The organism is Flavobacterium sp. AED (assembly GCF_000812945.1).
In the GTDB taxonomy this organism is placed as follows: Bacteria; Bacteroidota; Bacteroidia; order Flavobacteriales; family Flavobacteriaceae; genus Flavobacterium.
Map to the genome: position 1 here is coordinate 190,167 of NZ_JSYM01000002.1, position 26,295 is coordinate 216,461.

At 33.4% G+C, this 26,295-nt stretch carries 26 protein-coding genes; 6 read left to right on the forward strand and 20 right to left on the reverse strand.

What is annotated here, in order from left to right; genetic code table 11:
• Positions 1–112 precede the first annotated feature (112 nt).
• The 5 genes from OA85_RS10070 to OA85_RS10090 all read right to left on the reverse strand — a co-directional run bounded on the left by OA85_RS10070 (position 113) and on the right by OA85_RS10090 (position 7,737).
• Positions 113–2,134, reverse strand: coding sequence for a DUF349 domain-containing protein (locus OA85_RS10070; protein ID WP_039109630.1), 2,022 nt, complete (start codon positions 2,132–2,134; stop codon positions 113–115).
• 325 nt (positions 2,135–2,459) lie between these two features.
• Entirely contained in the window at positions 2,460–3,209 is a 750-nt protein-coding gene (locus OA85_RS10075; RefSeq protein WP_039109631.1) for a shikimate dehydrogenase, read from the reverse strand.
• Positions 3,209–4,603: a tetratricopeptide repeat protein gene (locus OA85_RS10080; RefSeq protein ID WP_039109633.1), complete on the reverse strand. Its 1,395-nt coding sequence runs from the start codon at positions 4,601–4,603 to the stop codon at positions 3,209–3,211. The genes OA85_RS10075 and OA85_RS10080 overlap by 1 nt, the downstream gene beginning before the upstream one ends.
• Before the next feature lie 247 nt (positions 4,604–4,850).
• Entirely contained in the window at positions 4,851–6,038 is a 1,188-nt protein-coding gene (locus tag OA85_RS10085) for an aspartate aminotransferase family protein (RefSeq protein ID WP_039109634.1), read from the reverse strand.
• A 64-nt stretch (positions 6,039–6,102) separates the two neighbouring features.
• On the reverse strand, positions 6,103–7,737 hold the full coding sequence (locus OA85_RS10090; protein WP_039109635.1) for an OstA-like protein: 1,635 nt from the start codon (positions 7,735–7,737) through the stop codon (positions 6,103–6,105).
• A 273-nt stretch (positions 7,738–8,010) separates the two neighbouring features.
• Here OA85_RS10090 and OA85_RS10095 point away from each other — a divergent pair, with 273 nt between their 5' ends.
• Positions 8,011–9,879, forward strand: a complete 1,869-nt coding sequence (locus OA85_RS10095) for an alpha-amylase family protein (RefSeq protein ID WP_039109637.1) — start codon at positions 8,011–8,013, stop codon at positions 9,877–9,879.
• A 59-nt stretch (positions 9,880–9,938) separates the two neighbouring features.
• Here OA85_RS10095 and OA85_RS10100 read toward each other — a convergent pair whose 3' ends face one another.
• The 8 genes from OA85_RS10100 to rsfS all read right to left on the reverse strand — a co-directional run bounded on the left by OA85_RS10100 (position 9,939) and on the right by rsfS (position 16,208).
• Positions 9,939–10,382, reverse strand: coding sequence for a hypothetical protein (locus tag OA85_RS10100; protein WP_039109638.1), 444 nt, complete (start codon positions 10,380–10,382; stop codon positions 9,939–9,941).
• Positions 10,383–10,592: 210 nt separating this feature from the next.
• Positions 10,593–11,366 carry a superoxide dismutase gene (locus OA85_RS10105; RefSeq protein WP_039109639.1) on the reverse strand — a complete coding sequence of 258 codons (774 nt, stop codon included), beginning with the start codon at positions 11,364–11,366 and terminating at the stop codon, positions 10,593–10,595.
• Positions 11,367–11,374: 8 nt separating this feature from the next.
• Complete coding sequence (locus tag OA85_RS10110; RefSeq protein ID WP_039109640.1) at positions 11,375–11,644, reverse strand: acyl-CoA-binding protein; 270 nt, start codon at positions 11,642–11,644, stop codon at positions 11,375–11,377.
• On the reverse strand, positions 11,644–12,297 hold the full coding sequence (locus OA85_RS10115; protein WP_039109641.1) for a phosphatidylserine decarboxylase family protein: 654 nt from the start codon (positions 12,295–12,297) through the stop codon (positions 11,644–11,646). Before OA85_RS10115 ends, OA85_RS10110 begins: the two co-directional genes overlap by 1 nt.
• On the reverse strand, positions 12,287–13,177 hold the full coding sequence (locus tag OA85_RS10120; protein WP_039109642.1) for a phosphatidate cytidylyltransferase: 891 nt from the start codon (positions 13,175–13,177) through the stop codon (positions 12,287–12,289). Before OA85_RS10120 ends, OA85_RS10115 begins: the two co-directional genes overlap by 11 nt.
• A gap of 1 nt (position 13,178) precedes the next feature.
• Positions 13,179–13,781 (reverse strand): lactate utilization protein B/C, encoded by a 603-nt coding sequence (locus tag OA85_RS10125; RefSeq protein ID WP_039109643.1) that lies wholly within the window; start codon positions 13,779–13,781, stop codon positions 13,179–13,181.
• Positions 13,782–13,895: 114 nt separating this feature from the next.
• A complete protein-coding gene (ftsH, locus tag OA85_RS10130) occupies positions 13,896–15,821 on the reverse strand; it encodes an ATP-dependent zinc metalloprotease FtsH (protein ID WP_039109644.1) in 1,926 nt (641 codons plus the stop codon).
• A 15-nt stretch (positions 15,822–15,836) separates the two neighbouring features.
• A complete protein-coding gene (rsfS, locus tag OA85_RS10135) occupies positions 15,837–16,208 on the reverse strand; it encodes a ribosome silencing factor (RefSeq protein ID WP_039109645.1) in 372 nt (123 codons plus the stop codon).
• 97 nt (positions 16,209–16,305) lie between these two features.
• On the opposite strand from rsfS, the gene OA85_RS10140 reads away from it, so the two are divergent.
• Complete coding sequence (locus tag OA85_RS10140; protein ID WP_039109646.1) at positions 16,306–17,034, forward strand: biotin--[acetyl-CoA-carboxylase] ligase; 729 nt, start codon at positions 16,306–16,308, stop codon at positions 17,032–17,034.
• Between the two features lie 97 nt (positions 17,035–17,131).
• Here the strand turns inward: OA85_RS10140 and OA85_RS10145 are convergent, their stop codons facing one another.
• Positions 17,132–17,524 (reverse strand): SRPBCC family protein, encoded by a 393-nt coding sequence (locus OA85_RS10145; RefSeq protein WP_039109647.1) that lies wholly within the window; start codon positions 17,522–17,524, stop codon positions 17,132–17,134.
• Between the two features lie 29 nt (positions 17,525–17,553).
• The gene (pyrE, locus tag OA85_RS10150) at positions 17,554–18,201 is read right to left on the reverse strand and encodes an orotate phosphoribosyltransferase (protein WP_039109648.1); all 648 of its coding nucleotides are present in this window, start codon (positions 18,199–18,201) and stop codon (positions 17,554–17,556) included.
• A 7-nt stretch (positions 18,202–18,208) separates the two neighbouring features.
• Between pyrE and OA85_RS10155 the strand changes: the two genes are divergently transcribed.
• A complete protein-coding gene (locus tag OA85_RS10155) occupies positions 18,209–18,814 on the forward strand; it encodes an NUDIX hydrolase (protein WP_039109649.1) in 606 nt (201 codons plus the stop codon).
• Positions 18,815–19,204: 390 nt separating this feature from the next.
• The gene (locus OA85_RS10160) at positions 19,205–20,551 is read left to right on the forward strand and encodes a DEAD/DEAH box helicase (protein ID WP_039109650.1); all 1,347 of its coding nucleotides are present in this window, start codon (positions 19,205–19,207) and stop codon (positions 20,549–20,551) included.
• Between the two features lie 93 nt (positions 20,552–20,644).
• On the opposite strand, the gene OA85_RS10165 is transcribed toward OA85_RS10160, so the two are convergent.
• The 4 genes from OA85_RS10165 to OA85_RS10180 form a co-directional block, all read right to left on the reverse strand.
• Positions 20,645–21,223, reverse strand: a complete 579-nt coding sequence (locus OA85_RS10165) for an alkylphosphonate utilization protein (protein ID WP_039109651.1) — start codon at positions 21,221–21,223, stop codon at positions 20,645–20,647.
• 80 nt (positions 21,224–21,303) lie between these two features.
• The gene (gene coaD, locus OA85_RS10170; protein WP_039109652.1) at positions 21,304–21,759 is read right to left on the reverse strand and encodes a pantetheine-phosphate adenylyltransferase; all 456 of its coding nucleotides are present in this window, start codon (positions 21,757–21,759) and stop codon (positions 21,304–21,306) included.
• On the reverse strand, positions 21,760–22,362 hold the full coding sequence (locus tag OA85_RS10175) for a zinc-ribbon domain-containing protein (RefSeq protein WP_039109653.1): 603 nt from the start codon (positions 22,360–22,362) through the stop codon (positions 21,760–21,762).
• A 3-nt stretch (positions 22,363–22,365) separates the two neighbouring features.
• Positions 22,366–23,346 (reverse strand): D-alanine--D-alanine ligase, encoded by a 981-nt coding sequence (locus tag OA85_RS10180; protein WP_039109654.1) that lies wholly within the window; start codon positions 23,344–23,346, stop codon positions 22,366–22,368.
• A 237-nt stretch (positions 23,347–23,583) separates the two neighbouring features.
• Here OA85_RS10180 and OA85_RS10185 point away from each other — a divergent pair, with 237 nt between their 5' ends.
• Together OA85_RS10185 and OA85_RS10190 are read left to right on the forward strand one after the other, a co-directional pair.
• Positions 23,584–24,207 (forward strand): PASTA domain-containing protein, encoded by a 624-nt coding sequence (locus tag OA85_RS10185; protein WP_039109655.1) that lies wholly within the window; start codon positions 23,584–23,586, stop codon positions 24,205–24,207.
• On the forward strand, positions 24,197–25,240 hold the full coding sequence (locus tag OA85_RS10190) for an RluA family pseudouridine synthase (RefSeq protein WP_039109656.1): 1,044 nt from the start codon (positions 24,197–24,199) through the stop codon (positions 25,238–25,240). Before OA85_RS10185 ends, OA85_RS10190 begins: the two co-directional genes overlap by 11 nt.
• A gap of 123 nt (positions 25,241–25,363) precedes the next feature.
• On the opposite strand, the gene OA85_RS10195 is transcribed toward OA85_RS10190, so the two are convergent.
• Positions 25,364–26,293, reverse strand: coding sequence for a hypothetical protein (locus OA85_RS10195; protein ID WP_039109657.1), 930 nt, complete (start codon positions 26,291–26,293; stop codon positions 25,364–25,366).
• Between the last annotated feature and the right edge of the window lie 2 nt (positions 26,294–26,295).

Consider the following 26,295-nt stretch of genomic DNA (forward strand, 5'->3'; position numbering starts at 1 on the left):
GGTAGTTTTTTCTGATAAATGAAAGTTAAAATTTTAAATCAGAAACTCTTTTGCATAAAAAAACCTCGCACTATTTAAGAACGAGGTTTGTGATTTTAAAAATTGCTGAAAATTATTCTATTTTCAAATTTCTCAATTGTTTTAGTTTTTCTTTCCAAACATCAAGGCTTTCTTTGTGAATGGCGATATTTTTACGAACTTCTAATACAATGGAATTTTCTTTTTTTGCATTTCTGGTATTGGTGAAAAACTGAATGTTATTCTCCAGTTGGAAAATTTCATTCTGAACTTCCTCAATTTTACGCATCAGGAATATCTTTTCGTTATCCAGTTTGCGCGTATCGTTACTTTCTGATAAATTGTCCATTCTATTGGAAAAACGGATCATATCAGTGTCTTTTTTACTCAAACTCAATTTTTCAAAAAGTGCATCCAAAATTTTATTAAATTTTCCTTCAATATGTCTTCTTGGGAAAGGCACTTTTCCAAAGTTTTTCCAAGTTTCAATGTGTAATTTTATAGCATCTAAATCAGTTTTGTGATCACCAGTCAATTGGTATTCTCTTAACGTTTCTAAATAGGCTTTTTTATTATCAAAAGCTTCTACTTCTTCGCCGTTTTCTTCATTTTTTTGCTCTTTTAATTTGTCAAAATAATGATTACAGGCATCTTTAAACTCTTTCCAGATTTTATCCGAATATTTTCTTGGTACGTGACCTATTTGTTTCCACTCATCCTGAATTTGCTTCATGATAGGGGTAGTCGCAGCAAAATCAGTACTTTCTTGTAGTTCTTTGGCTTTAGCAACAAGCGCTGTTTTCTTGCTTAAATTATCGTTTTGATCTTTCTTAATGTCTTTGTAAAATGAATTTTTGAAAGAATTAAAATTTCTAACAGCAGTTTTAAAACTGGCCCAAGTTTCCTCATTTACATCTGATGGTACTTTTCCTGCTGAAAAGAAAGCAGCTCTTAAAGCTTCTACTTTTTCTATTTGTGCCAGCCATTGTGAATGCGCATTTACTTTCTCAGTAGCTAAGACTTCAATTTTAGCGATAATTTCTTTTTTCTTTTCTAAATTTTCAAGTTCCGTTCCTCTTTGATTTTCAAACAAAACTTCGCGTTTATCATGCATTTGCTTAGTCAAATCACTAAACTTGTTCCAGATTTCATCACGATGTTCTCTAGAAACGGGTCCAATATCTTCTTTCCAGATTCTATGTAAATCCTGTAATTCTCGGAACGCTTTATTGACATCGGCTTCTTTTACCAATTCTTCAACACGCGCTACAATTTTTTGTTTTTGCTCTAAATTATGTTTGAAATCCAAGTCTCTCGCCTCTCTGTCAAGATGCAAATAGTCATAGAAATTCTCCACATGAAAATGGAAATTATTCCAAACATGATTGTATTTATCTTTCGGAATTGGTCCCGCATTTTTCCATCGCTCTCTTAAATCATTAAAATGCTTTAAGGTGTCTTTGATGTTTTCCTGTGGATTGATTAATTCTTTCAATTCCTCAACAATAGCCAAACGATTTTCTAAATTGGTTTTTAGATTCGTTTGTAAACTCTTGAAATGTGTATTTTTAGTATCTCTGAAAAGAGAATAATATTTGTCAAATTGGGTTTTTAATGGAGAATGGTATTGAAATTCTTCATTTGGATCTTGATTTTCAGCAAGAAATTCTTCTTTTTTCTCTTCAAGAAGATGGTTGTATTTAGCTAAGAATGCTTTTTTAATTTCTTCGATATGATCCTTTACAGACATCACTTTTTCATTGGTAACTAAATTTTTCAGTTCTTCTACCAATTCTTCAAGAGATAATGTATCGTAATCCTGCATCGGAATATCATGACGTTCTTTCAACGTGTCATCTTCGCTTTCTTCAGCATTTGCCTCCGTAATTGCGTTTAATACCGATTGGTTTTCAGTTTCTATGGTAGGTTCATCATGTGCTAACTCATCCCCTGTTAGGGTTACAACATTTTCGTCAATAGAATGAACAGCTACGCTATCGTTACTTTCGTCGATTGTTTCAGTTTCCATAATAGTATCTGATTGATTTAATTCAAGTGAATTATTCTCTAAACTTCCATCTGCTTCCAGCAGGTTATCATTCTTTTCTTCTAACATTTTTTCAATGTGTAAGGTTTTTATTTTTTGTATCGAACACGAAAGATAGTGAAGGAGCATGAAATTACAAAATAAATCCTTTATTTAGAGTCGTTTTATGTTAAAAAAATGTTTTTTTTGAAGCAATTTCCTGCTATTCGCTGTATCTTTTTTATCCGCCGAAAAAGCGGATAAAAAAGGATGCCGCTGCCATCAGGGCTAGGGTTTTGGGAATTAATCAGGATTTTTTTATTTACTATTGTTCAATATTTTAAACAAAAAGCCACTTTTTTTAAGTGGCTTTTTTACTTACATAAGTGTGTGTACGAAAAATGAGGTTTTTCTATTATTTATTCCAAATTTTCCATGCTTTCTCTGCTTGAAAAATAAGCATGTCTAAACCATTTTTTATTTGAGCTCCTTTTGCTGCGGCTCTTTTAAGGAATTGAGTTTCAGCGGGATTGTAAATCAAATCATAAGCAATATGCTTATCCGTGAAAAACTCATACGGAATCAATGGAAATGCATCTACATTAGGGCTCGTTCCTACCGGAGTAGAGTTAATTATGATTTGGTAATTATCGAATGTCGTTGCGTTGATTAGGTCATAATCAATAGTGTCTTCCTTGGCTTCTCTGGAAACAAAAGTATATAGAATGCCTAGTTCATCCAAAGCAAAAGCCACTCCTTTAGAAGCGCCTCCTGTTCCTAAAATCAATGCTTTTTTATGGTGTGGTTGCAATAAAGGCTCTAATGATTTTTTGAAACCATAATAGTCTGTATTGTAGCCTTTCAATTTTCCTTTTTTGGTGATTTTAATGGTATTTACCGCACCAATTTGTGCTGCGTTTTTTGATAATTTATCAAGAAATGGAATAACCGTTTCCTTGTACGGAATCGTTACATTCAATCCTTTTAAATCCGAAGTGTTTTTAATTATCTCCGGAAAAGAGGATATTTCTGGAATGTCAAAATTTTCATAGGTACAACCTGTGAAGTTTTCGTTATTAAATTTATCGGTAAAATATCCTTTTGAAAATGAATAATTAATGTTACGTCCTAATAGACCAAAGCGTTTTCTAACTATGTCAACCATTATTTTTTATGTTTTGCTATGTAATTTTGTACCATTTTCTTTGTCCAAACAACAGGAAATAAATCTTCTAAAAGAATATAGTTGTCAAAATTTAATCGCAAAGCATTGCTCAAATGAAATTTTGCTTTAGTGTTTTGTTCAATCATAAAATACAATCCTGCTAAGCGATATTCTACTTCGTTTTCTTCCGGGAAATATTCAGAAGCTTGTAATAAAGTTTGAATAGCGCTTTCAAATTCGCCTAAAAATTGTAGAATATCTACCCAGAATAACCAGGTGTCTAATCCGTAATCACCAAATTCTACTGCTTTTCTATATCCAAACTCAGCTTCTTCAAAGAAGTTCATTTGTTTGTTAATAGTTGCATATCGTTTCCAGTACAAACGATTTTGATTGTCAATGGCTAATGCTTTGTTGACAAAAAATAACGCTTTTTGATAATTTTTTTGACGTACGTAAAAGTCAGTTATGGCAATCCATCCTTTGTCTAAAAGAGGATCTTCATGCACGGTTTGATTGAAATATTTTAATGCTAAAACTTTGTTTCCTAGTTTTTCATAACATTTTCCCATACGGAGTAAAGCATACGAAGTGGCGTCATCTAATTCGATAGTTCTGCTGTAGCTTTCTATGGCTTCAGCATATTTTTTTAAACGTTCGTAAGCTTTGGCTTTCTCCATGAAAGCACCAAGGAATTCATCATCGATTAAAGTCGCATAATCAAAGGCGCGAATCGCACTTTCATATTCTTTTACCCCATAATGCAAACGTCCTAGCTGATGCCAAGCGATTTCGCTGTACGGGTTTTTGTCAATGTATTTATTCAAATAGGCGATAGCCTCTTGATTTTGATCTAAAAATTCAAAACAATACACAACGTTGTATAACGCTGATTGGTCTTCTAGATCTTCTTCCAGACACTTGATAAAGCTTTCTTTGGCCATTTCCAGATTGTCCATAAAAAGATACTCCATGCCTATTAAATTATAGACATCGGCATAATCATCAGTATATTGTAGTGCTATTTTCAGCATTTCTACGGCCTTCTCATGCTGGTCTCTTTTAGAGCAGATATTGGCTTTTTGAATGTAAATTTCTTCATTGGTTGGTTCAATGGCGTACAACTCATTTAATAGCTTTTCGGCTAATTCGAGTTTATCATCATACACAAGCATTTCCACTTGAACTAATTTTAGTCCGGTAGATTTTGGATGTTGTTCCAATGCCAGTTTGAGTGCTTTTTTTGCCAAAGCGGCCTTACCCATATCGAGATAATGAAGAATAATTTCTTCAAATTCTTCGGAGTCAAAAAAGAGAACTTTGTTGGTTTTCAACATGGACTCAAATTTAGACAATGATAAGTTATAGTCTTCTTCTTCGTTGCTTAATTGCATACTGTGTGTTTTTAATTTGGCCTAAATAAATTTAGGGAATCGTGCTTGTACTGTGAGAGGAAGTTAGAATTGTTGTGAACAATTTAATTAACAAAAAAAGTTTTGGTTTAAACGGATGCCATAGCCCTGATAGAAGTGGAAATCCTTTCCTGACCTGAACTTGTTTTCAGGTTCCTGAAACTCGTTCAGGTCAGGAAAGATTGCAACGGATAGCAGGAAATAGCTCCCAATTGCGATATTTTTAATATTATTTATTGTTCAAAATTTCATCCATTACTTCAAGTATGATGCTGCAACCTTCTCGTATTTCTTCTTCAGAAATGGTTAGAGGAGGTGTTATTCTAATGGCGCATCCTTCAAATAATAACCAAAATAAAATGAGCCCTTTGTCTTGACATTTAAGAATCACTTCGTTTGTTATATCGGCACTTTCTGTCATTGCGGCCAGCATTAATCCTTTTCCTCTTATTTCTACTATCAAAGGATGTACCAAAAGTGTTCTGAATAGCTTTTCTTTCTCCATTGCTTCGGCCATGAGATTGGTCTCAGTAATTTCCTGCAAAGTCGCTAAACAGGCTGACGCAATGACAGGGTGGCCTCCAAAAGTCGTGATGTGACCCAGTTTAGGATTATCGCTCAACAAATCCATCATGGCAGATGAAGCCGTAAAAGCGCCCACTGGCATACCGCCACCCATTCCTTTTCCCATAACAACAATATCAGGAACGACATCGTAATTTTGGAACCCGAAAAGTTTTCCCGTTCTTCCAAAACCAGGTTGGATTTCGTCGAGAATCATAATGGCACCCACTTCAGTACAGCGTTGGCGCACTTTTTTAAGGAAATCATTGTGTGGCTGAATAAATCCGGCGCCACCTTGAATGGTTTCCAGAATTATTCCTGCAGTTTTGGTCGTTATTTTTTGTAAATCTTCTTCGTTATTGAACGTTATAAAATCAACATCTGGAATCAACGGGCGAAAAATTCTTTTGCGTTCTTCAAATCCCATTACGCTCATAGAACCCATAGTATTTCCGTGATAGGCATTGTGGCACGAAATCAATTGGCTTCTTCCTGTAGTTCTTCTGGCGAGTTTTAAGGCGCCTTCAATGGCTTCTGTTCCTGAATTCACCAAATAGGTTTTGTCTAAAGGAGCGGGCAGGAGCGAAGCTAATAGTTTGCAATACTGAACTGCCGGACTTTGGGAATATTCCCCATAGACCATCACGTGCGAATATTTGTCTAACTGATCTTTGATGGCTTGATTGACTCTTGGGTGTTGATGCCCCAATGGGCAAGCGGAAACTCCGGCCACAAAATCCAAGTATTTTTTAGTATTGGAATCGTAAATGTATGAACCTACTGCATGCGATACTTCCATACCCAATGGATAAGGGGAAGTTTGTGCTTGGTATTTTAGGAAATCGGTATTCACTGGATTTTGTTTAATCGTTTAATTGTTTATTCGAGAGAACTGTAATCTAAAAACGGACCACTGATTACTTACTTTTCCCTTTCTTTTTATCATAGTTCAATGTTTCCTTTCGGATTTTCATTGGAACATTTTTCTTTTCCTCTTCGGTTTTAGTTGCTTTGGCTATTTTAGCGTTATCTTCATTTTCTTCAGGTGGAAAAATATCGTCTTTGGATTTTATTCTTTCATCGCCACGCCAGATTAAACCCCGAAGTTTTCGTGCGTTTTCAGGCAAATCTTTTTCGGGATAAATATCGCCATCCACTTGCTTAAAAAAGGTGATAGTTTCTATCGTTTTTTTATCAAAAATGATATTGATTTTGCTACTCACATTTTTGTTAATTCCAATGAGTTTTTTGGCGTCGTTCCGCATGTAATAAATGACTTCGGTATTTTTTATGATATCCACATCATGCAATTTTCCTTCCTCAAATTTCCCAAAGAGATTTTGTCCTTTTACCTGATTATAGCCTGTTCCCAGCGTATCTTTCGAGACCAGAAAAGTATTATTGAGGACTTTGAGTGAATCGAGCGCTTTGGTGTTATTATTTCCAATAAGATGCATGATATCACCTGTAATCTGGTTTTCACCATTCCAAAGTATAGGATTCCCTATCAGTTTTGTCAAGGCAGTTTTTGAACTCGAATGTATCGAATCACATTTACCACTCATATCCGTTTTATAAAAGCGAACATTGTTGAAAGCTCTAATAATTCGGTTCCCTTCTTTACCGGTAACCATTAGTCTTTTTCCATGAATGTAAACGGAGTCATTTTCGACAAAGTTTACGGCCACGGCTCTTTTGGTGACAAACATAGAATCCTGATTTTTATATATTTCGGCGTAATTTCCTTTAACAATTCCGCGATTGATGGAATCCGTTATTTTGACATTACGTGTTGCCGATGCAAATTCCCTGTTTCGGTCATAATACAAACTGTCTCCTTTTATAACCCGATCATCGTATCTTATATAGGATTTATTGAGAAAATGAGCTAGATTTTTTTTGGTGTCATAAAATCCTTTTTCGGTATAAATATAATTGGCTTTACTGGTAATTGTGGAAGGTCCTAAAAGATAGGAATGCCCTGAATTGCTGAAATAATCCAAATGATTTGTTTTTATCACATACTTTGGATTGGTGATGGTTACTGCCGTTAGAAATTGGAATTTTTTTTCAGCGACATAGTATTTTCCTGATTTGCTTTTTAAAGTATTATCCTTATTTACTATTGTTCCCGGGGAATTGTAAAAAACTTCCTGTGTGTTTCTGTCAAAGTTGATGGTGTCTGTAGCCAATGTCGCATCCGGAGAACTCATCACTGCACTTCCAGTGGCAAATGCTTTTTTTACATTTCCATTGTATTCAGCATATTTACTGTTTAAAAATAATGTGTCTCCTTGAACTAATTGTACATTTCCAAAAGCTTTAATGTAATTTTCATTTTGAAAGTAATAGGCTTTATTACAGGTTAAAACTACTCCATCATGGTTTACACGAACATTTCCGGTTAGTAAAACAGCATCAGGTATTTCAACTTGATTAACATCAAAATAATCAGAATGTTCTACAACAATTTTTTTGGGTGCTTGTGCCAAAACCAAATTAGTACAAAGTAAGAGTAAACAACAACGAATGAAAAATAGCGGTTTCTTCAATGGATTTATTTTTTGTCAAATTTATGAAAAAGGAGACAATCCTAATCCATATTAGGATTTATTTATAATTACATAAAATCAGGCATAAAACTATTGCTGCTTATTTTTAAAGTTATCAACAAATAGTGGTACTCTTTCGTTGTAGTATCCGTTTTCAAAAACGATTTTTTTTAATTTCAAACGATAGCGGCTTCTTTACTCTAAAATATATTAAATTTAAAAATTGATTTATAAATTGTAAAAAAAGAATGAAATCAGCATAAATAATTTTGTATGATGAAAAAAATAACTATTGTTGCAGGAATAAGTTTAGTGTTTTTGACAACGGCTTGTAAAACGAAAGATTTAAACATGAACACAGTACAGAAAGAGACCGTCTCAGATAAAAAAGAAGTTGTATATCAAGTTTTTACACGATTGTTTGGTAACAAAAATACCAATAATAAACCTTGGGGAACTATTGAAGAAAATGGAGTAGGAAAGTTTAACGATTTTACAGATACCGCATTACAGGAGATAAAAGATTTAGGAGTTACATATATTTGGTACACCGGAGTCCCGCATCATGCCTTGATACACGATTACACTGCAATCGGAATTTCTAATGATGATCCTGAAGTTGTAAAAGGAAGAGCAGGTTCTCCTTATGCGGTAAAAGATTATTACAATGTAAATCCAGATTTGGCAGTTAATCCAGCTAATCGATTACAAGAATTTGAGGCTTTGATTGCAAGAACCCACAAAGCGGGATTAAAAGTGATTATTGATATAGTTCCCAATCATATTGCGAGAAAATACGAAGGGAGGAACAATCCTAAAGGGGTGAGAGATTTTGGTGCTGATGATGATGTAACAGTCGAATATAAAAGAGATAATAACTTTTATTATATTCCAAATAAACACTTTGAAGTACCCGATACAGATAAACCATTAAACGGTGAAAAGAATCCTCTTATTGACGGTAAATTTGAAGAATATCCTGCAAAATGGACTGGAAATGGATCTCGTCTCGCAAAACCAGATCGTAATGATTGGTATGAAACGGTAAAAGTAAATTACGGAATTCGTCCTGACGGTTCGAAAGATTTTCCAGAACTTCCTGCTGGTTTTGATACAAAATCATACAAAGAGCATTTTGATTTTTGGAAAGGAAAGGATGTTCCGGATTCTTGGAAAAAATTCAGGGATATTGCCTTGTATTGGACTGCGAAAGGGGTTGATGGTTTTCGATACGATATGGCTGAAATGGTGCCTTATGAGTTCTGGAGCTATATGAATTCAGCGATAAAGACAAAAAATCCAGATGCTTTTTTATTGGCAGAAGTCTATAATCCGAATGAGTACAGAAACTACATTCGTTTGGGTAAAATGGACTATTTATACGACAAGGTAGAAATATATGATAAATTAAAAGATGTAATTCGAGGCAAGTCATTGCCAGATGGATTATCGGACATACAAAACGGTATGGCTGATATTGAGCATCATATGTTGCATTTTCTAGATAATCATGATGAACAACGTTTAGCAAGTCCAGAATTTGCGGGAACGCCAGAAAAAGGAAAACCCTTAATGGTAGTTTCAACCACAATAAGTACTTCACCAACTATGATTTATTTTGGTCAGGAAGTAGGAGAGGCCGGAAATGAAAACGGGGGGTTTGGTACGCATTCCAGAACTTCAATCTTTGATTATGTAGGTGTTCCAAATCATCAGCGCTGGATGAACGCAGGGAAATTTGACGGAGGTCAATTATCACAAAGCGAAAAAGACTTGCGTGATTTTTACAAAAGATTGCTGAATTTTTCTCATAAAAGTACTGCTCTGATGGGGAAATACCAAGAAATTCAAACAGTTAATCGCCATGAAACCCAGGGGTACGATTCAGGGATTTATGCTTTTGCCCGTTGGTCAGACACTCAAAAATTAATAGTAATCACTAATTTTTCTTGGCTTACCACAAGTAATTTCGAATTAAAAATTCCTTCGGATATTATTCAAAAATGGAATTTGAAAGACGGAAATTATACGGTAACGGATCAGTTGTATAATAAAAGTGCCATTCAATTGCAGGTTATAAATGGGGAAGGAAAAGCTCATATTACAATCGCTCCATCCGAGTCGTTTATTTATCAATTATAAATAGACATGAAAAAGGGTAAAATAAATTAATATTTTACCCTTTTTTTATTCTTATTTTTTTAGAATTTTTTTGTTTCTAAGATGACTTCTGACCCAGGATATTGGGCATCTGCATTATCCTCTGCAGTAATAAATATTTTTGAAGGCTTAAATGCGGTAACGGTTTCAAATGATGCTTTCAGTTTTGATGACATAAACTTAGTGTCGCTTTTTATTTGCCCAACATTTTTTACAATTGATTCATCAGTTTCAATCCAAACGACATAAGCATTTTTTGAAGACTCCAGTCTTTTTACCTCGGCTAAATTATCTATTTTAACCTTAATTAGATAATTCTTGTTGTTATCTTTTTTAATGCTAACCTGTCCACGCGCCGCAGGAACTATAGATGAGCTTTGAAAAGTAATTTTTTTGGCGCATGAGGTAAATGAAAGGGATAGAAAAACTAAAAAAATACTTAATAATATTTTTTTTGAAAAGAAATTGGATTGTATTGTTTTCATTTTATTTGAAATTTGTTTGTTAAAACTATTCGTACAAAGTTGATTCTTTTATGACGGTAGTTCTTATACAAATTCATAAATAAGTTATGAAATTCACAGGTGTTTTTTTTAAACTAAATTATTGGTTACAGATTCAAAACTTTTTTATAAAAAATGATGAGATAAAAGGGATAGATTTATTATGTCTAACAATAAAAAAGTTATAGTTTGTTACTTCTTATTTATCGCTGAATCATAATTTTCAGCCACTTTTTTCCAATTGATTACATTAAAAAAAGCATCAATATAATTTTTTCTTTTGTATTGGTAATCCAAATAATAAGCGTGTTCCCAAACATCTAAAGCTAAAATCGGTGTTCCTGGAATAAGTGCATTTTTCATCAAAGGATTGTCTTGATTTTGAGTACTGGTCACTTGGAGCTTTCCGGATCTGTCAACCACAAGCCATACCCAACCGGAACCAAATTGTTTTGTAGCTTCATCTTTGAATAAAGTTACAAAATTTTCAAATGAACCAAAATCGGTTGTAATTGCTTCGGCTAAAACATCTGATGGTTTTCCACCAGCCTTAGGAGCCATAATTTGCCAATATAAAGTATGATTGTAATAACCACCAGCATTGTTTCTGGTATTAGCATCATTCAAGTCTAACTTTGCTAATACCTCTTCAATTGTTAGGTTTTCTAATGGTGTTCCAGCTACCGCTTTGTTTAAATTATTGGTATACGTAAGATAATGCTTTGAATAATGCATTTCTAGCGCTACTGCCGAAATATTTGGTGCTAATGCATCGTAGGAATACGGTAATTTTTCTAATTGAAAAGAGCCTTCAATTGCCTTAACATCATCAGGAACTCCAACAGTAATTTTTTCTTGGGCAGTTGGTAAAGGAACTTCTACAACTTCAGTGAGTTTTTTGTTATTACAGGAAAATAATAATGTAAGAAACAAAGAACTAGAAATTAAAAAGAGATTTTTTTTCATGAGTAACATTATTTTTTCAAAATTGAATTTATGATTTCGATATACTGTTCTTTAGCTTCATCAGCAGTTATGTTACTGATTTGCATCCAGGCGTTTGTTTTGAAAGCATCCCTTAAATGGTAATTTGATGTTTGCTTTAAATCCAAAGTTCCTATTGTAGCCTGCTTATAATAAGCATATAGCCTTAACTGGACATCTTGCGGTAAAGATGCTTGAGTCATTTCAGACGCTATTTCAACGGCTTCTTTAAATCGTGTATCTAAATCTTTTTCAATCATTATCCTTTTGTAGCAATAATTGTTTTCCCTCCAATTGCTTTTTGATTAAGAACTACATTGATAGGTGTTCCTAAAGGTAAAAATATATCCACTCTTGAACCAAATTTGATAAAACCTGCATCAGTCCCCTGAACAACCTGCATTCCTTCTTCGGCATAATTTACAATTCGTCGGGCTAATGCACCTGCAATTTGACGGTATAAAATGGCACCGAATGTTTTATTTTCGATTACTACAGTAGTTCTTTCGTTTTCTTCGCTTGCTTTTGGATGCCAAGCTACTAAAAATTTTCCAGGATGGTATTTGCTGAATTTTACAATTCCACTTAGTCCATAGCGCGTAACATGTACGTTTATTGGTGACATGAAAATTGAAATTTGTAAACGTTTGTCTTTGAAATATTCTCCTTCATAGACTTCTTCAATAACAACCACTTTTCCATCAACTGGAGCCAGTATTACATTTTCATTGAGTATTGCGGTTCTTTTTGGATTTCTGAAGAACTGTAAAATGATAATTAAAAGCAAAAGAGCACTTAATTGAATTAGCATTTTAAGCCAATTGGTGTCAATAAATTTATCGGACAATAAAACGACAACGGCTGTAAAAAACGTGCCTAATAAAATTGACGGGGTTCCTTCTTTATGAAACATAGTTTAAGATTTGGTAAAATAAAAATATAATTGGTGCTACAAATATAACACTATCTAGTCGATCTAGTATGCCTCCATGACCAGGCATGATACTTCCGCTATCTTTTACGCCAGCGATGCGTTTGAATTTAGATTCAATTAAATCTCCTATAGTACCAACAATTCCAACAATAACAGCAATTGAAGTCCAGATTAAGATGGATCTTTCACTAAATTGAGGATTGGCCTTGATGTAGTATTTTGATATTAAATAACCCGCTAAAACTGCAAAAACGATTCCGCCTAAGAATCCTTCTATAGTTTTTTTAGGGGATATTTTTTCGAATAATTTGGTTCGGCCTATAGATTTTCCAACAATATAGGCAAAGGTATCGTTAGTCCATATTAAAATAAATAATCCAATTATAATTTTAGGATTATAGTCATTTATTCCAAATGAAATTTTAGTAATAAATACAAATGGCAGTATAATATACCCTAATAAATACAAGTATTTTGATGAAGTGCTTATTTTTTGAATATTGTCATAAAATAAGAAAAGGATGCATTTTATGGATACAACCAATGCTATAACCAATAAAACAATATCTAATTGTTGTATGTTTATTGAAATTTCTAAACCAGTATTGAATACCTGATTGATAGTATCTGTAGTAGTTTTATTGTAATGACTTACTAAAGTTACTGTAGTGTATAAAAGGGTTCCGAAAAGAATTGGAAATACTTTATTTATTTGAATTAAATTGCAAAATTCATAAATTGCAATTATAAGAAAGATTCCAAATAGAATGAAAAAGCTTTCCGTTGAATATAAAATAGAAGCGAGTAATAATATAATATAAATAGCTCCTGATATACCTCGTTTTAGAGTTTCATTCATTTTAAAGGTCTTCTAAAAGCAATAAATATAGATTTTTTGCAGAACTTCCGTATTGTGTAAAATCTTCCTCTTTTGCTTTTTCGAAATATTTTATGGTCGTTATATTGGTAGGATAGTCTCTTTCGTATTTCTTCTTTATGGCGCTAAGCCCATCACTTTTTGCAGCAAGAATCTGACTTGTGTTTGCTAAAATAATAATATTAGCAGGCAATTCGTTAGGCTTATTTTGTTTAATTTGTTTCGATGAGAATAAAACAGATCCTTCTTCGGCAATTAAATTTTCGCAAGTTGCGAGAAGAAATTTAGGGTTTTTAGGTTTGTCATAAGTAAGTTTATTGTCATCTAATATCCCAAAAAGATTAGGCTCATAGCATAAAACTTCACTTTCAAACCAGTCATTTTCTTCCAGTATGTTTTCAAATTGTTCTTTTACTTCTTCGGAGTTTTCGCAGTATAAAAATTTACCACCATTTTTTTTGAAATTATAGATAAATTTTTCATCTATAGAGGTAGCATTATCAGCAAAGGATTTATTAAATTCACTTTCTTTATCTTCCTCAGAAGCCGGATTGTTAGCACCAAAAAATTTTCTAAAAAGACTCATATTCTTTTAATCTACTTTTATTTATTATTTGAAAACGTCCAAAGATAAAAAAATCTTAATTCAAAAGAGGCTTTTGAATTAAGATTTTAAAAATAATTAAATAATATGTGTTTTTTATGATACTACTTCATCAAGATTCTTGTCAAAAGTTCTTTTTCCAAAAATAGCTTCTAAATCATCTTTGAATATTACTTCTTTTTCAATTAGAATATCTGCAAGCTGATTCAATTTATCTTTATTTTCTTCTAGTATTTCTATCGCTCTTTGGTATTGGCTTTCAATTAGTAATGAAATTTCTTCATCAATAACTCTAGCCGTTTCCTCAGAATACGGTTTTGAAAAACTATACTCACTTTGTCCAGTTGAATCATAATAGGTAACATTACCAATTTTTTCATTCAAGCCATAAATAGTGACCATGGCACGAGCTTGTTTAGTTACTTTTTCTAAATCGCTTAATGCACCAGTAGAAATTCTGTTAAAAGTTACTTTTTCAGCTGCTCTACCACCCATAGTTGCGCACATTTCGTCAAGCATTTGGTCTGGACGAACAATTAGTCGCTCTTCTGGTAAATACCATGCCGCACCTAAACTTTGTCCTCTAGGTACAATAGTTACTTTAATTAACGGTGCTGCGTGTTCCAGCATCCAACTTACTGTAGCGTGACCTGCTTCATGAATAGCAATTGCTTTCTTTTCTTCTGGAGTTACAATCTTATTTTTCTTCTCAAGACCACCTACAATTCTATCAACGGCATCTAGAAAATCTTGCTTGTCAACTGCAGTTTTGTTATTTCTTGCAGCAATTAATGCAGCTTCATTACAAACATTAGCAATATCTGCACCTGAAAAACCAGGAGTTTGTTTTGCTAAAAAGTCAGTATCTAATCCTTCTATCTTTTTTAAAGGGGCTAAGTGTACTTTGAAAATCTCAGCACGCTCACGAATATCTGGTAAGTCTACAAAAATTTGTCTGTCAAAACGGCCTGCACGCATCAATGCTTTGTCTAGAACATCAGCTCTATTTGTTGCAGCCAATACAATTACATTCGAATTGGTTCCAAAACCATCCATTTCAGTTAGTAATTGATTCAGCGTGTTTTCACGTTCGTCATTACCACCGGACATATTGCTTTTTCCTCTTGCTCTACCTACAGCATCAATCTCATCAATAAAAATGATTGCCGGAGATTTTTCTTTGGCTTGTTTGAATAAATCACGTACACGTGAAGCACCTACACCTACAAACATTTCCACAAAATCAGAACCTGATAAAGAGAAAAATGGAACTTGAGCTTCACCTGCAACGGCTTTTGCTAACAATGTTTTTCCTGTTCCGGGAGGCCCTACCAGTAAAGCTCCTTTAGGGATTTTACCTCCAAGATTGGTGTACTTTTCAGGGTTTTTCAAGAATTCTACAATTTCTTGTATTTCTTCTTTTGCTCCTTCAAGACCAGCAACATCCTTGAATGTCGTTTTTATATCTGTTTTTTCGTCAAAAAGTTTTGCTTTTGATTTTCCAATATTGAAAATTTGTCCACCGCCGCCACCGCCGCCACCTGACATTTTTCTCATGATAAAAATCCAAACCCCTATAATGATGATGATTGGCAATAAACTGATTAAAATATCCGACCAATTGTTTTTTGGCAAGAAATTAAAATCTTTCAATTTTCCTTCAACAACCGCTTTTTCAAGTTTAGTTTGAAATATTTGATCATTACCAATATCGAATGAATAATGAGGACCTTTGTTAGGTCTGTCAAAAACATCTTTGGCAACTTTTTTATTTGCAGGATCTTTCAAAGCTGCTGCGTTAAGATATACTTCAGCCTCCGTTTTATTGTAAACGATAACTTTTTCAATTTGACCTTTCTCTAAATAATTATTAAATTTAGAAGAAGTTAATTGTGCTGGTTCATTAAGACTTGAACCTCCGGTTATGAAACTTATAAACAAGAAAATTAAAAGGATTGCTGTGTAAATTAACCAAGGACTTATTTTAAATTTATTCGAATTTGGATTATTATCTTTAGCCATTAGAAGTGTGTTTCTTTAGTATTTGTTTTCAATTGTAGTGATTTTTGCATCACCCCAAAGACTCTCAATGTTGTAATATTCTCGGATGTGTTTTTGGAAAACATGCACAACAATATTTACATAATCCATAAGAACCCATTCTGCATTATCAGTTCCTTCAACATGCCAAGGCTTGTCTTTTAATTCTTTTGAAACTGTTTTTTGGATTGAGTTGACTATGGCGTTAACTTGTGTGTTTGAATTTCCATTGCAGATGATAAAATAGTCACAAACTGCAGTGTCTATTTCTCTTAAATCAAGAATATCGATATCATTTCCTTTTACTTCTTCTATTCCTTTAATGATGTTCGCTAATAGCACGTCATTATTTATAGTCTTTTTCGCCATGAATTATTTTTATATATAAGTTTGTAAAGTTACCATTTTTTGTGATTATTTTTGAACCTTAACATAATATTAAATTCTGTTTCACAAAAAAACGTATATGAAAGTAATCAAACTCGATGCCATAGATTCTACAAATGAATTCCTCAAAGGGTTATCGAACAAACAGGAACAGGAAAACTTTACCGTTGTTACTGCTGAAAGCCAAACCAAAGGTAAGGGGCAAATGGGAGCTGTTTGGACTTCTGAGCCTAGTAAAAACTTAATAATGAGTGTTTTAGTTAAGGGTTTTTTATCGGATATTTGTCAGATATACAACCTAAATATTGCAGTTTCTCTTGCTGTTATTTCCGTTTTAGAATCCTATAAGATTCCCGATCTTAGTATAAAATGGCCAAACGACATAATGTCATACAATAAAAAAATAGGTGGCATTTTGATAGAAAACAGCATCAAAAGTGACGGAACGATTATTTCTATAATAGGTTTAGGTTTAAATGTAAATCAAACTGATTTTGAAACTTTGCCTAAAGCATCATCATTAGCGGTTATTTGTAATAAACAATTTGATAAGGAGGAATTGCTTTTTTCTATTATGGATAAAATAGAATATAATGTAAAATCATGGGAACAACACTCTGAAATATTATGGTCAGATTATACCAATAAATTATTTAAAAAAGGCGTTCCTATGCCTTTTTCAGATCAGAATAATCAAAATTTCATGGGGATTATTCAAGGAGTTTCTTCTTTTGGAAAACTTGAGGTTCTTTTGGAAGATGACCGTATTTCAGAATTTGACATCAAAGAAATTCAAATGCTGTATTAATTTTTGACAGCACTAAATACGATAGATCTTGAAGAATTAAACAAAAAAACCTTTCAGTTTGCACTAAAAGGTTCTTGTATATTTTGAAATTAGGTTTTTATAATTTTGCCATATTGGTAGCTAATGTTTCGATAAATTTTCCAATAGGACCTTTTATCATCATAGCCATCATGGGATTAAAATCTCCTTCAAAATCAAGTTGTACATCACTTGAATTATCAGAAACAGAACCAATATTAGCTATTAAAGTAAATGGAAGTTTATCACTGGCAGCACCCAATACAATTTTATTTGGTGCTACTTTTTCTTTCATTTTCAATTTTATTTCCGGCATCCCTTTCAATCCAAAAATGAATGCATCGTCACCAATAACTTCAAATTTAGCAATAGTTTCCGGCATTAATTTTTCGAAATTTTTTACATCGCTCAATAAATCAAATAATTCTTGAGCAGATTTAGGAACAGTAACTTTTGGACTTTGTAAGTTCATAGTTTAGCGGATTGTGTTTTTTAAATTTTTTAAACTTCAATATTCCAAGTTGATGGACTCACGTTCCACTCTCTCAAGGTTTGCTCTTCTTCCTCGGTAATATATTTTTTGGCAACAGCCAAATTTAATAAATTCGTATAATTACTAAGGGTAAACAAATCAATATTTGCATCTTTGAAATTCTGGTCAGCAACATCAAAACCATAGGTGAAAATGGCTGCCATACCTTTTATGTTAGCTCCTGCTGCACGCAAAGCTTCAACGGCAAGTAAACTACTGTTTCCAGTACTGATCAAATCTTCTACAACGACAACATTTTGTCCTTTTTGTAAAAAACCTTCCACTTGGTTTAATCTTCCGTGTTTTTTTGCTTCTGGGCGAACATATACAAATGGTAACCCTAAACTTTCGGCAACGAGCATTCCAATTCCTATAGCTCCTGTGGCAACTCCGGCAATAACATCTGGTTTGCCAAATTGTTTTTCAATATTTTTGGCAAACTCATCCCGAACATAATTTCTTATGGCTGGAAATGAGAGTATTAATCGGTTATCACAGTAAATAGGAGATTTCCATCCGGAAGCCCATGTAAAAGGATTTCCTGGATTCAATTTAATTGCATTTATTTGCAAAAGCAATTCGGCTGTTTTTTCGGCTGTATCTTTATTAAAAATCATAGTACAAATGTATAAAGTTTTTGTTAACGACAAACCACTTTTTTTGACAAATCACATCTCTAAGGAGACTGATTTTCAACTTTTTTTATTAGAAAGTATTGACATAGAGCAACTTATAGTAAAAATATTTCAAAATAAAATTCAAAAAGCCTACTTATATCATCCTGATGAAAAGGAGATTATGAAGACTTTGAAAGCAAAAATCCCTGTAAATAAAGCGGGAGGAGGCTTAGTATACAATAAAAAAGGCGAAGTTTTATTCATTTTCAGAAACGGAAAATGGGATTTACCTAAAGGGGGAATCGAAAAAGGAGAAGAAATTGAAGCCACAGCCATGCGAGAAGTAGAGGAGGAGACTGGCGTAAACGGTCTAACAATATCTCACAAACTTCAAAAAACCTACCACGTTTTTAAAAGAAATGGAAAGTATAAATTGAAAATCACGCATTGGTTCGAAATGCAATCTGATTTTGAAGGCACTCCTCAAGGACAATTAGAAGAAGGAATCGAAAAAGTGGCTTGGATGAATCCAGAACAAATTAAGGAGGCTTTAAAAAATTCCTATGAGAATATTAAGTTATTGTTTGAAGAAGAAAAAAGTCTTCATTCATAAATTAATGCCATTTTGGGCGTGCCACCAGTAATAAAAAGGGGCTAATCATCGTAATGCTGATTAGCCCCTTTTTTTACTGCTGCCAGGCTATCCGCAGCACATGGTGCTTAGCTGCTATCCTTCACGCGGGAGCAGTGTTCTGATGACAGTTTTCAGTCCCGACGCTTCGGGATCAGTTTGTAGCTGTAATCTACAAAGTACTTTATGTTATAAATTTTGTTTTTTTGTTTTACTTCTTTATCAAATTAGTTCATAAAACCGCTTCTGAAACTCTGGGATTCTCTTCTGCCAAACTGTTCACAAACAACTGAATACTAAAAACTAAATATTTTTTACTTTAGTATGGACAGTTCGCGAACTGTCCCTTCATTTTTTAATTACCTTTGCAAAATGAATAAGAAACACCATTCCAACAATATACTTTTGAATTTAGGCATCGAAAGCCTGAATGAAATGCAGGAAGTAGCGCAAGATGCTATCCTGAATGATAATAATGTTTTATTGCTTTCTCCAACAGGTTCTGGTAAAACCCTGGCTTTTTTGTTGCCTGTTTTAGAAATGTTACAACCCGAAATTCAATCGGTTCAATGTTTAATTCTGGTTCCATCTCGTGAATTAGGTTTGCAAATTGAACAAGTTTGGAAAAAAATGGGAACTGATTATAAAGTAAATGTGTGCTACGGCGGACATTCCATTGATACCGAAATTAAGAATTTAAGCAATCCACCAGCAGTTTTAATAGGAACGCCAGGAAGAATTGCTGACCATATCGACAGAGGAACTTTTCGTGTGGATAAAATCCAAACGTTGATTCTGGATGAATTTGACAAATCATTGCAATTGGGTTTCCATGAGCAAATGTCATTTATCATAGGAAAACTAACCAAATTGAATAAACGTGTTTTGGTTTCTGCAACTTCAGATATTGAGATTCCAAGATATACAAGAGTTGTAAACCCAACAATTTTGGACTTTATTCCAGAAAACGTAGAAGAAACGAATCTTTCCATGAAAATGGTTATTTCTAAAGAAAAAGACAAAATAGGCAGTTTGTTTAATTTGATTTGTTCGTTGAAATCCCAATCGGCAATTGTTTTTTGTAACCATCGTGATGCTGCAGAACGCATTAGCGATACGTTGAACGAAAAAGGAATCTACGCCACGTATTATCATGGCGGAATGGATCAGGATGAAAGAGAACGCGCTTTAATCCAGTTTAGAAACGGAAGTGTAAGCTATTTAATCACAACTGATTTAGCCGCTCGTGGACTTGATATCCCCGAAATGAATCACGTAATTCATTATCATTTGCCATCCAAAGAAGATGAATTCACCCATAGAAACGGTCGTACAGCACGTATGTTGGCTTCTGGAACGGCGTATATCATTGCTCATGAAAGTGAGAAAAAAATGGATTACATCGATTATGGTATGGAAGCTTTGAAAATCGAAAATTCGACTTCATTGCCAAAACCACCAGAATTCCAAACTATTTACATCAGTGGCGGAAAGAAAAATAAATTAAATAAAATTGACATCGTAGGTTTCTTTTCTCAAAAAGGGAAATTAGAAAAAGGCGATTTAGGATTGATTGAAGTGAAAGATTTTATCTCTTTTGCGGCTGTGAAATTCAATAAAGTAAAAGATTTACTGCACGCCATTAAAGACGAAAAAATGAAAGGCAAGAAATTTAAAATTGAAGTTGCCAGAAAAGTGATTAAGAAAGAAGAGGAGTAGATTTCAGATTAAGAATGTTAAACATCTCCCTAAATTATAAAACAAAAACGTCTTGATTTCTCAGGACGTTTTTGTTTTTCTGCAAACTGCAAACTATATCTTCTTCACGTATTGTGTAATGATTACAATCTGCTGACCATCCACTTTTCCTTCAATATATTCTGCATTTTCGTGGTCCAGTCTAATGTTGCGAACTGCTGTTCCTTGTTTAGCAACCATGCTTGAACCTTTTACTTTCAAATCTTTGATTAAAACTACTGAATCTCCATGTTCCAGGATTACTCCATTACTATCACGGTGAATCACTTTATTTTCATCATCTTCACCTTCACCTGTTGCTTGAGCCCAAGCTAAAGTATCCTCGTCTAAATACATTTGGTCCAATAATTCTTGAGGCCAACCTGCCGAACGAAGACGACTTAACATTCTCCATGCTACAACTTGTACTGGAATATGCTCACTCCACATACTGTCATTTAAGCATCTCCAATGGTTTAAATCTACATTATCTGGATTTTCAATTTGATCAATACAGGTACTACAAGCTAAAATACTTTCATCAATTCCACCTTTTTTGGTAGGTAATACTTGATATACTTTTAGGTTTTCTGTTGCACCACAAAGTTCACATTTCGATCCGCTGCGTTTATTTAATTCTCTTTCTATACTCATGTCTAATGGCTTTTATTTTTGGCAAAAATACGGCTAAATAGCGCTTTTCACAAATTTATATTTTTTACTTCAGTACCTAACTATTTAACTCGAACTGCATCAGGTACAAGCATTTCATATTGACCTCCATTGCGGATTACATCTCTCACAATACTGGAACTGATGTACGAAGTTCGTGCTGCAGTTAATAAAAATACGGTTTCTATTTTTGATAAGCGGCGATTGGTGTGAGCAATAGCTTTTTCAAATTCGAAATCAGCGGGATTACGCAAGCCACGAAGTATAAAGTCGGCTTTTATTTTATGACACAAATCAATCGTTAAACCTTCATAGGTAATCACCGAAACTTTAGGTTCGTTTTTGAATGTTTCTTCGATAAATCGTTTTCTTTCTTCGAGTGAAAACATGTACTTCTTTTCGGCATTGACGCCAATAGCAATTACGATTTCATCAAATAAAGAAATGCTTCTTTTGATGATGTCTTCATGACCTAATGTGATGGGATCGAATGAACCCGGGAATATAGCTTTTCTCATTTATTTTCTTATTATTGAGAAGATTTCATCTTTTTGATGAAGATCTAACAAATTTTTTTTTGAATAATTTACTTTTCTTGCGGTGTAATTTTCAGGTTTGTCGATTTCATCAACTTCGTATGGCATATAAGTATCGTAATCATTGTGAGTAGTATATATGCTATCACTAGTTACTTTGTCTATTCTCATAGTTGAATAATAACCGTTTGACAATTTTAAATTATAGATATCTCCTTCAATCGGACTTTTTATTAAAACACTAGTTTCATCTTTTTTATCAAAATAATTATTTATTATCAAAATAATAAATAATGCTAAAATAATTGAACCTAAAAACATCCAAATTGAACGGTCTAATTTTACATTTCTTAGTTTTAGTTGAATGTTTTCAGGTAAATCTTCATAGTTAAAGTTTTCTTTGCAATGACTACATTTGATATAAACAGATTTTCCAATTGGAAATAGGGGAATTAAAGTAATATGGGTATATCTTCTATAAATGCTAAAATATAAAGTGCTTTCGGTTTCACATTTAGGACATTTTTCATTTAAAATTGTTCCATTTTTTATATTTGAATCCCGAGTTCCAACTAAAACCATCATAAATTATTGCTTATTTTCTAAAGCCAATTCTATCGCATTAGTAAACAAATCTTCCAATGAAATTCCGGCGGCTTTGGCTTGTTGTGGAATCAAACTTTCGGTGGTTAGACCTGGAATCGTGTTCATTTCCAGCATGTGTGGTTCTCCGTTTACAATAATAAATTCACTACGGGAGAAGCCTTTCATTTTTAAGACTTCGTAAGCACGCTTGGCTATTTCGTTTACTTTTTGAGTCATTTCGTCTGAGATTCTTGCCGGCGTAATTTCTTGGGATTTACCCAAATATTTGGCTTCATAATCGAAGAAATCATTATCAGAAACGATTTCAGTTATTGGTAAAACAATTACTTTCCCTTTGTAATTGATGACTCCTACAGAAACTTCAGTTCCATCAAGGAAACTTTCTATGATGATTTCGTTGTCTTCTTTGTACGCCATTTCGATTGCGATTGGCAATTCGGCGGCAGTTTTTACTTTGGAAATTCCAAAACTGGAACCCGCTTTATTGGGTTTTACAAAACAAGGCAAACCTACTTTAGTTACAATTTCTTCGGTATTTATAATATCCCCTTTGTTTAAGTAATAGGAAATGGCCGTTTTTATTCCGTATGGTTTTAAAACCGACAATAAATCACGTTTGTTGAACGTTAAAGCTGCTTGGTAATAATCACAAGATGTTTGTGGAATTTGCAACAATTCAAAATAGGCTTGCATTAATCCATCTTCGCCCGGAGTTCCATGAATGGCATTGAAAACACAATCGAAAGTGATTTTGGTTCTGTTTACTGTTACTGAAAAATCATTTTTATCGATGGGAAATTCGGCATCATTAGCATCAACATAAACCCATTTTTCTTTGAAAATATGGATTCGGAATCCGTTGAATTTAGTTTTATCAAGAAATTGATATACGACGTTTCCGCTGATAAGTGAGATCTTGTATTCGCTGGAATATCCGCCCATGATGATGGCAATGTTTTTCATTTTATCCTATTTTGGTCTTAGTTGTTCAAATTAATAAAGTTGTTTTTAGTACTAATCTCTAGCCCCGATAGCAGTGGAAATCCTTTTTATTTTTTCTTTAAAAATAAAAAGATTGCAACGAATAGCGGGAAATAGCTCCTGAAATTCATCAGGATTAATCCTAAAAACGATTAAACAAAATTATCATTTTTTTTGAAACGAAATAGCTTTATCTTTGCCACATATAAAAATAAATTTATGAGTTTACGTAAGTATCTTACTAGCCGTGTCTTTTTTCTACAAGTATTATCTGCTCTTGCCATTATTGCCGTTTTGGGCTATTTATTTATGCATTGGTTGACCTTTACAACTGACCATGGTCATGAAATTTCAGTGCCGGACTTGCGCAAGCTGACAGAGGAGCAGGTGGAAGATAAACTGGATGAGTTGGATTTAGATTATGTGCTTTTGGACAGTGTAGATTTTAGAGGGGATTATCCAAAATTTAGTGTGGTGGAGCAAGATCCATTGCCTGGTACGAAAGTAAAAGTAGGTAGAAAAGTATATATTAAAATTAATGCCTCGGGGTTTTCATCCGTAAAAATTCCTGATTTAATTGAAAAAACATATCGTGAAGCGGTACCTACATTGAAAGCTTTAGGACTTGAAGAAGGAACGGTTACTTATATTCCTAATCTTGGAAAAGATATGGTTCTGGAAATGCGTTACAAAGGAAGAAACCTGAAAGTAGGGGACAGAGTATTGAAATCATCCAAAATTGATTTGGTTCTGGGAGACGGAAAAGCGAGTTATGTAGATGAGAGCACAGTAGTAGATAGTTTAGCGACACCAGAAGCAGCAACACCAGCAAATGAACAATAATATAGATACAATAGATTTAGAAGAAGAGTTATTCGAACATTTTAGATTTGAAGTTCCTAAAGGGCAAGCGCCTTTGCGAATTGATAAATATTTGATGGGCTTAATTCAAAATGCAACTCGGAATAAAATACAAACTGCCGCAACCGAAGGGAATATTTTTGTAAACGACGCCACAGTGAAGTCGAATTACAAAGTGAAAGCCAATGATGTTGTTCGCGTTATGCTTACGCATCCGCCTTATGAAAACCATATTATTGCGGAGAATATTCCGCTTGATATTGTTTACGAAGATGATGCTTTGTTATTGATAAACAAATTGCCAGGAATGGTGGTACATCCCGGTCATGGGAATTACACGGGAACTTTGGTGCATGCATTGGCGTATCATTTTGATAATTTGCCAATGAACAGCAGCGAACGTCCAGGATTGGTGCATAGAATTGACAAAGACACTTCGGGTTTATTGGTTATTGCCAAAACCGAAGCGGCTATGACACATCTAGCCAAACAATTTGAAGCCAAAACTTCTGAAAGAGAATATATTGCTTTAGTTTGGGGAAATGTAGTTGAAGAGCAAGGAACAATTGAAGGAAACTTAGCGCGTCACTTGAAAGATCGCATGCAAATGGCGGTTTTTGCTGATCCAGAAATAGGGAAACCTGCTGTGACACATTATAAAGTGTTGGAGCGTTTTGGTTATGTAACGTTGATTTCGTGCCAACTGGAAACAGGAAGAACACACCAAATTAGAGCGCATTTAAAACACATAGGACATCCACTTTTTAATGATGAGCGTTATGGCGGTCATTTGATTCTAAAAGGAACTACGTTTACCAAATACAAGCAATTTATAGAAAACTGTTTCAAAGCGTTGCCAAGACAGGCTTTACATGCCAAAACTTTGGGCTTTGTGCATCCTGTAACTGGAGTGATGATGCGTTTTGATACGGAACTCCCACAGGATTTTCAGGATTGTATTGAAAAATGGAGAGGTTATTCAAAATCCCATAGCACGGAAGAAGAAGAAAACTAAAAACAAAAAAAGCCCCAGATTTGGGGCTTTTTTTGTGGGTTTATGTTTGTTACTTATTGTTGTGTGTGCAAAGTCAGAGATATTTAACAGTGTATGAAAGAAATATTTTTTGGAGTTGGTCGGTTAATGTTTAAAAAATGAAATCAATGTTGAATCTTTTTTTAATAGTTGGTTCATTTCTTGAACTCCTTTTTTATTTAGATGAGAAGGGCTGTAAAAATATTTTATATTGTTTCTAAGCGTTTCTTTGTTAATATCAATAAAAGGAATATTAAGAGTTTTGCAAATTATTGCTGTGTTTTTAAAAGCTAAGTCATCGTAAATTGATTTATAAACGGGAGTTTGAACACAAAGTAATTTTATATTGTTTTTTTTACACAAATTATTTAGTTCGTCTAATGCATTAACTGTTGTAATTTGAAATTTATTCGAGTAACTTTTTTTTAATGTATTAGTTATTGGATTATGAATAGTGTCCCACTCTTTATCCACAATGTGATTACAATTCATATTGTATTTTTGGGTTATAGATAAGCAATCGTCTAACATTTTGTATTTAAAAATTGAATATAAAGGGATGTATTTTTCAGATAAATTGAATTTAAAATAATTGACAAAATTTAAGTTTTTCCTACTTGGAAAAAAAGAATATCTAGCATAGATATCTTTATCACAAAAGTTAGAATTATCTATTTCACTACCCGCATTTACCAAAGGATCGAAGCTTAAAATGGCAAATTTGGGTGGGTTATTTTTAGACAAATAATTTTTTAACCGTAAAATTGTAATTGCTATTTCAGTATGACCATTTACTCCAATATTGACACTTCTGATTTTAAAAGTTTTATCAAAAAATATGGGGTCGAAATGTACCCAGCATCTTGAACTTCCTAAAAAAATTAAATCTGCATTTAGATTAGATGTTTGATCGAGATTATCAATTGAATTTAAGCTTTCATTCCTTATTTTTAAAGAAATTATAATTTGTAATAAAACTGCAATGAAGGCTACAAAAAGGGTAAATGCGATTGTGTTTTTTATAAATGTCTTCATCT

Excerpts from the sequence above, each read along its gene's own strand:
- OA85_RS10070 (WP_039109630.1), bottom strand. The coding sequence starts at position 2,134 with ATGTTAGAAGAAAAGAATGATAACCTGCTGGAAGCAGATGGAAGTTTA.
- OA85_RS10075 (WP_039109631.1), bottom strand. The coding sequence starts at position 3,209 with ATGGTTGACATAGTTAGAAAACGCTTTGGTCTATTAGGACGTAACATT.
- OA85_RS10080 (WP_039109633.1), bottom strand. The coding sequence starts at position 4,603 with ATGCAATTAAGCAACGAAGAAGAAGACTATAACTTATCATTGTCTAAA.
- OA85_RS10095 (WP_039109637.1), top strand. The coding sequence starts at position 8,011 with ATGATGAAAAAAATAACTATTGTTGCAGGAATAAGTTTAGTGTTTTTG.
- OA85_RS10100 (WP_039109638.1), bottom strand. The coding sequence starts at position 10,382 with ATGAAAACAATACAATCCAATTTCTTTTCAAAAAAAATATTATTAAGT.
- OA85_RS10105 (WP_039109639.1), bottom strand. The coding sequence starts at position 11,366 with ATGAAAAAAAATCTCTTTTTAATTTCTAGTTCTTTGTTTCTTACATTA.
- OA85_RS10110 (WP_039109640.1), bottom strand. The coding sequence starts at position 11,644 with ATGATTGAAAAAGATTTAGATACACGATTTAAAGAAGCCGTTGAAATA.
- OA85_RS10115 (WP_039109641.1), bottom strand. The coding sequence starts at position 12,297 with ATGTTTCATAAAGAAGGAACCCCGTCAATTTTATTAGGCACGTTTTTT.
- OA85_RS10120 (WP_039109642.1), bottom strand. The coding sequence starts at position 13,177 with ATGAATGAAACTCTAAAACGAGGTATATCAGGAGCTATTTATATTATA.
- OA85_RS10125 (WP_039109643.1), bottom strand. The coding sequence starts at position 13,781 with ATGAGTCTTTTTAGAAAATTTTTTGGTGCTAACAATCCGGCTTCTGAG.
- ftsH (WP_039109644.1), bottom strand. The coding sequence starts at position 15,821 with ATGGCTAAAGATAATAATCCAAATTCGAATAAATTTAAAATAAGTCCT.
- rsfS (WP_039109645.1), bottom strand. The coding sequence starts at position 16,208 with ATGGCGAAAAAGACTATAAATAATGACGTGCTATTAGCGAACATCATT.
- OA85_RS10140 (WP_039109646.1), top strand. The coding sequence starts at position 16,306 with ATGAAAGTAATCAAACTCGATGCCATAGATTCTACAAATGAATTCCTC.
- OA85_RS10145 (WP_039109647.1), bottom strand. The coding sequence starts at position 17,524 with ATGAACTTACAAAGTCCAAAAGTTACTGTTCCTAAATCTGCTCAAGAA.
- pyrE (WP_039109648.1), bottom strand. The coding sequence starts at position 18,201 with ATGATTTTTAATAAAGATACAGCCGAAAAAACAGCCGAATTGCTTTTG.
- OA85_RS10155 (WP_039109649.1), top strand. The coding sequence starts at position 18,209 with ATGTATAAAGTTTTTGTTAACGACAAACCACTTTTTTTGACAAATCAC.
- OA85_RS10160 (WP_039109650.1), top strand. The coding sequence starts at position 19,205 with ATGAATAAGAAACACCATTCCAACAATATACTTTTGAATTTAGGCATC.
- OA85_RS10165 (WP_039109651.1), bottom strand. The coding sequence starts at position 21,223 with ATGAGTATAGAAAGAGAATTAAATAAACGCAGCGGATCGAAATGTGAA.
- coaD (WP_039109652.1), bottom strand. The coding sequence starts at position 21,759 with ATGAGAAAAGCTATATTCCCGGGTTCATTCGATCCCATCACATTAGGT.
- OA85_RS10175 (WP_039109653.1), bottom strand. The coding sequence starts at position 22,362 with ATGATGGTTTTAGTTGGAACTCGGGATTCAAATATAAAAAATGGAACA.
- OA85_RS10180 (WP_039109654.1), bottom strand. The coding sequence starts at position 23,346 with ATGAAAAACATTGCCATCATCATGGGCGGATATTCCAGCGAATACAAG.
- OA85_RS10185 (WP_039109655.1), top strand. The coding sequence starts at position 23,584 with ATGAGTTTACGTAAGTATCTTACTAGCCGTGTCTTTTTTCTACAAGTA.
- OA85_RS10190 (WP_039109656.1), top strand. The coding sequence starts at position 24,197 with ATGAACAATAATATAGATACAATAGATTTAGAAGAAGAGTTATTCGAA.
- OA85_RS10195 (WP_039109657.1), bottom strand. The coding sequence starts at position 26,293 with ATGAAGACATTTATAAAAAACACAATCGCATTTACCCTTTTTGTAGCC.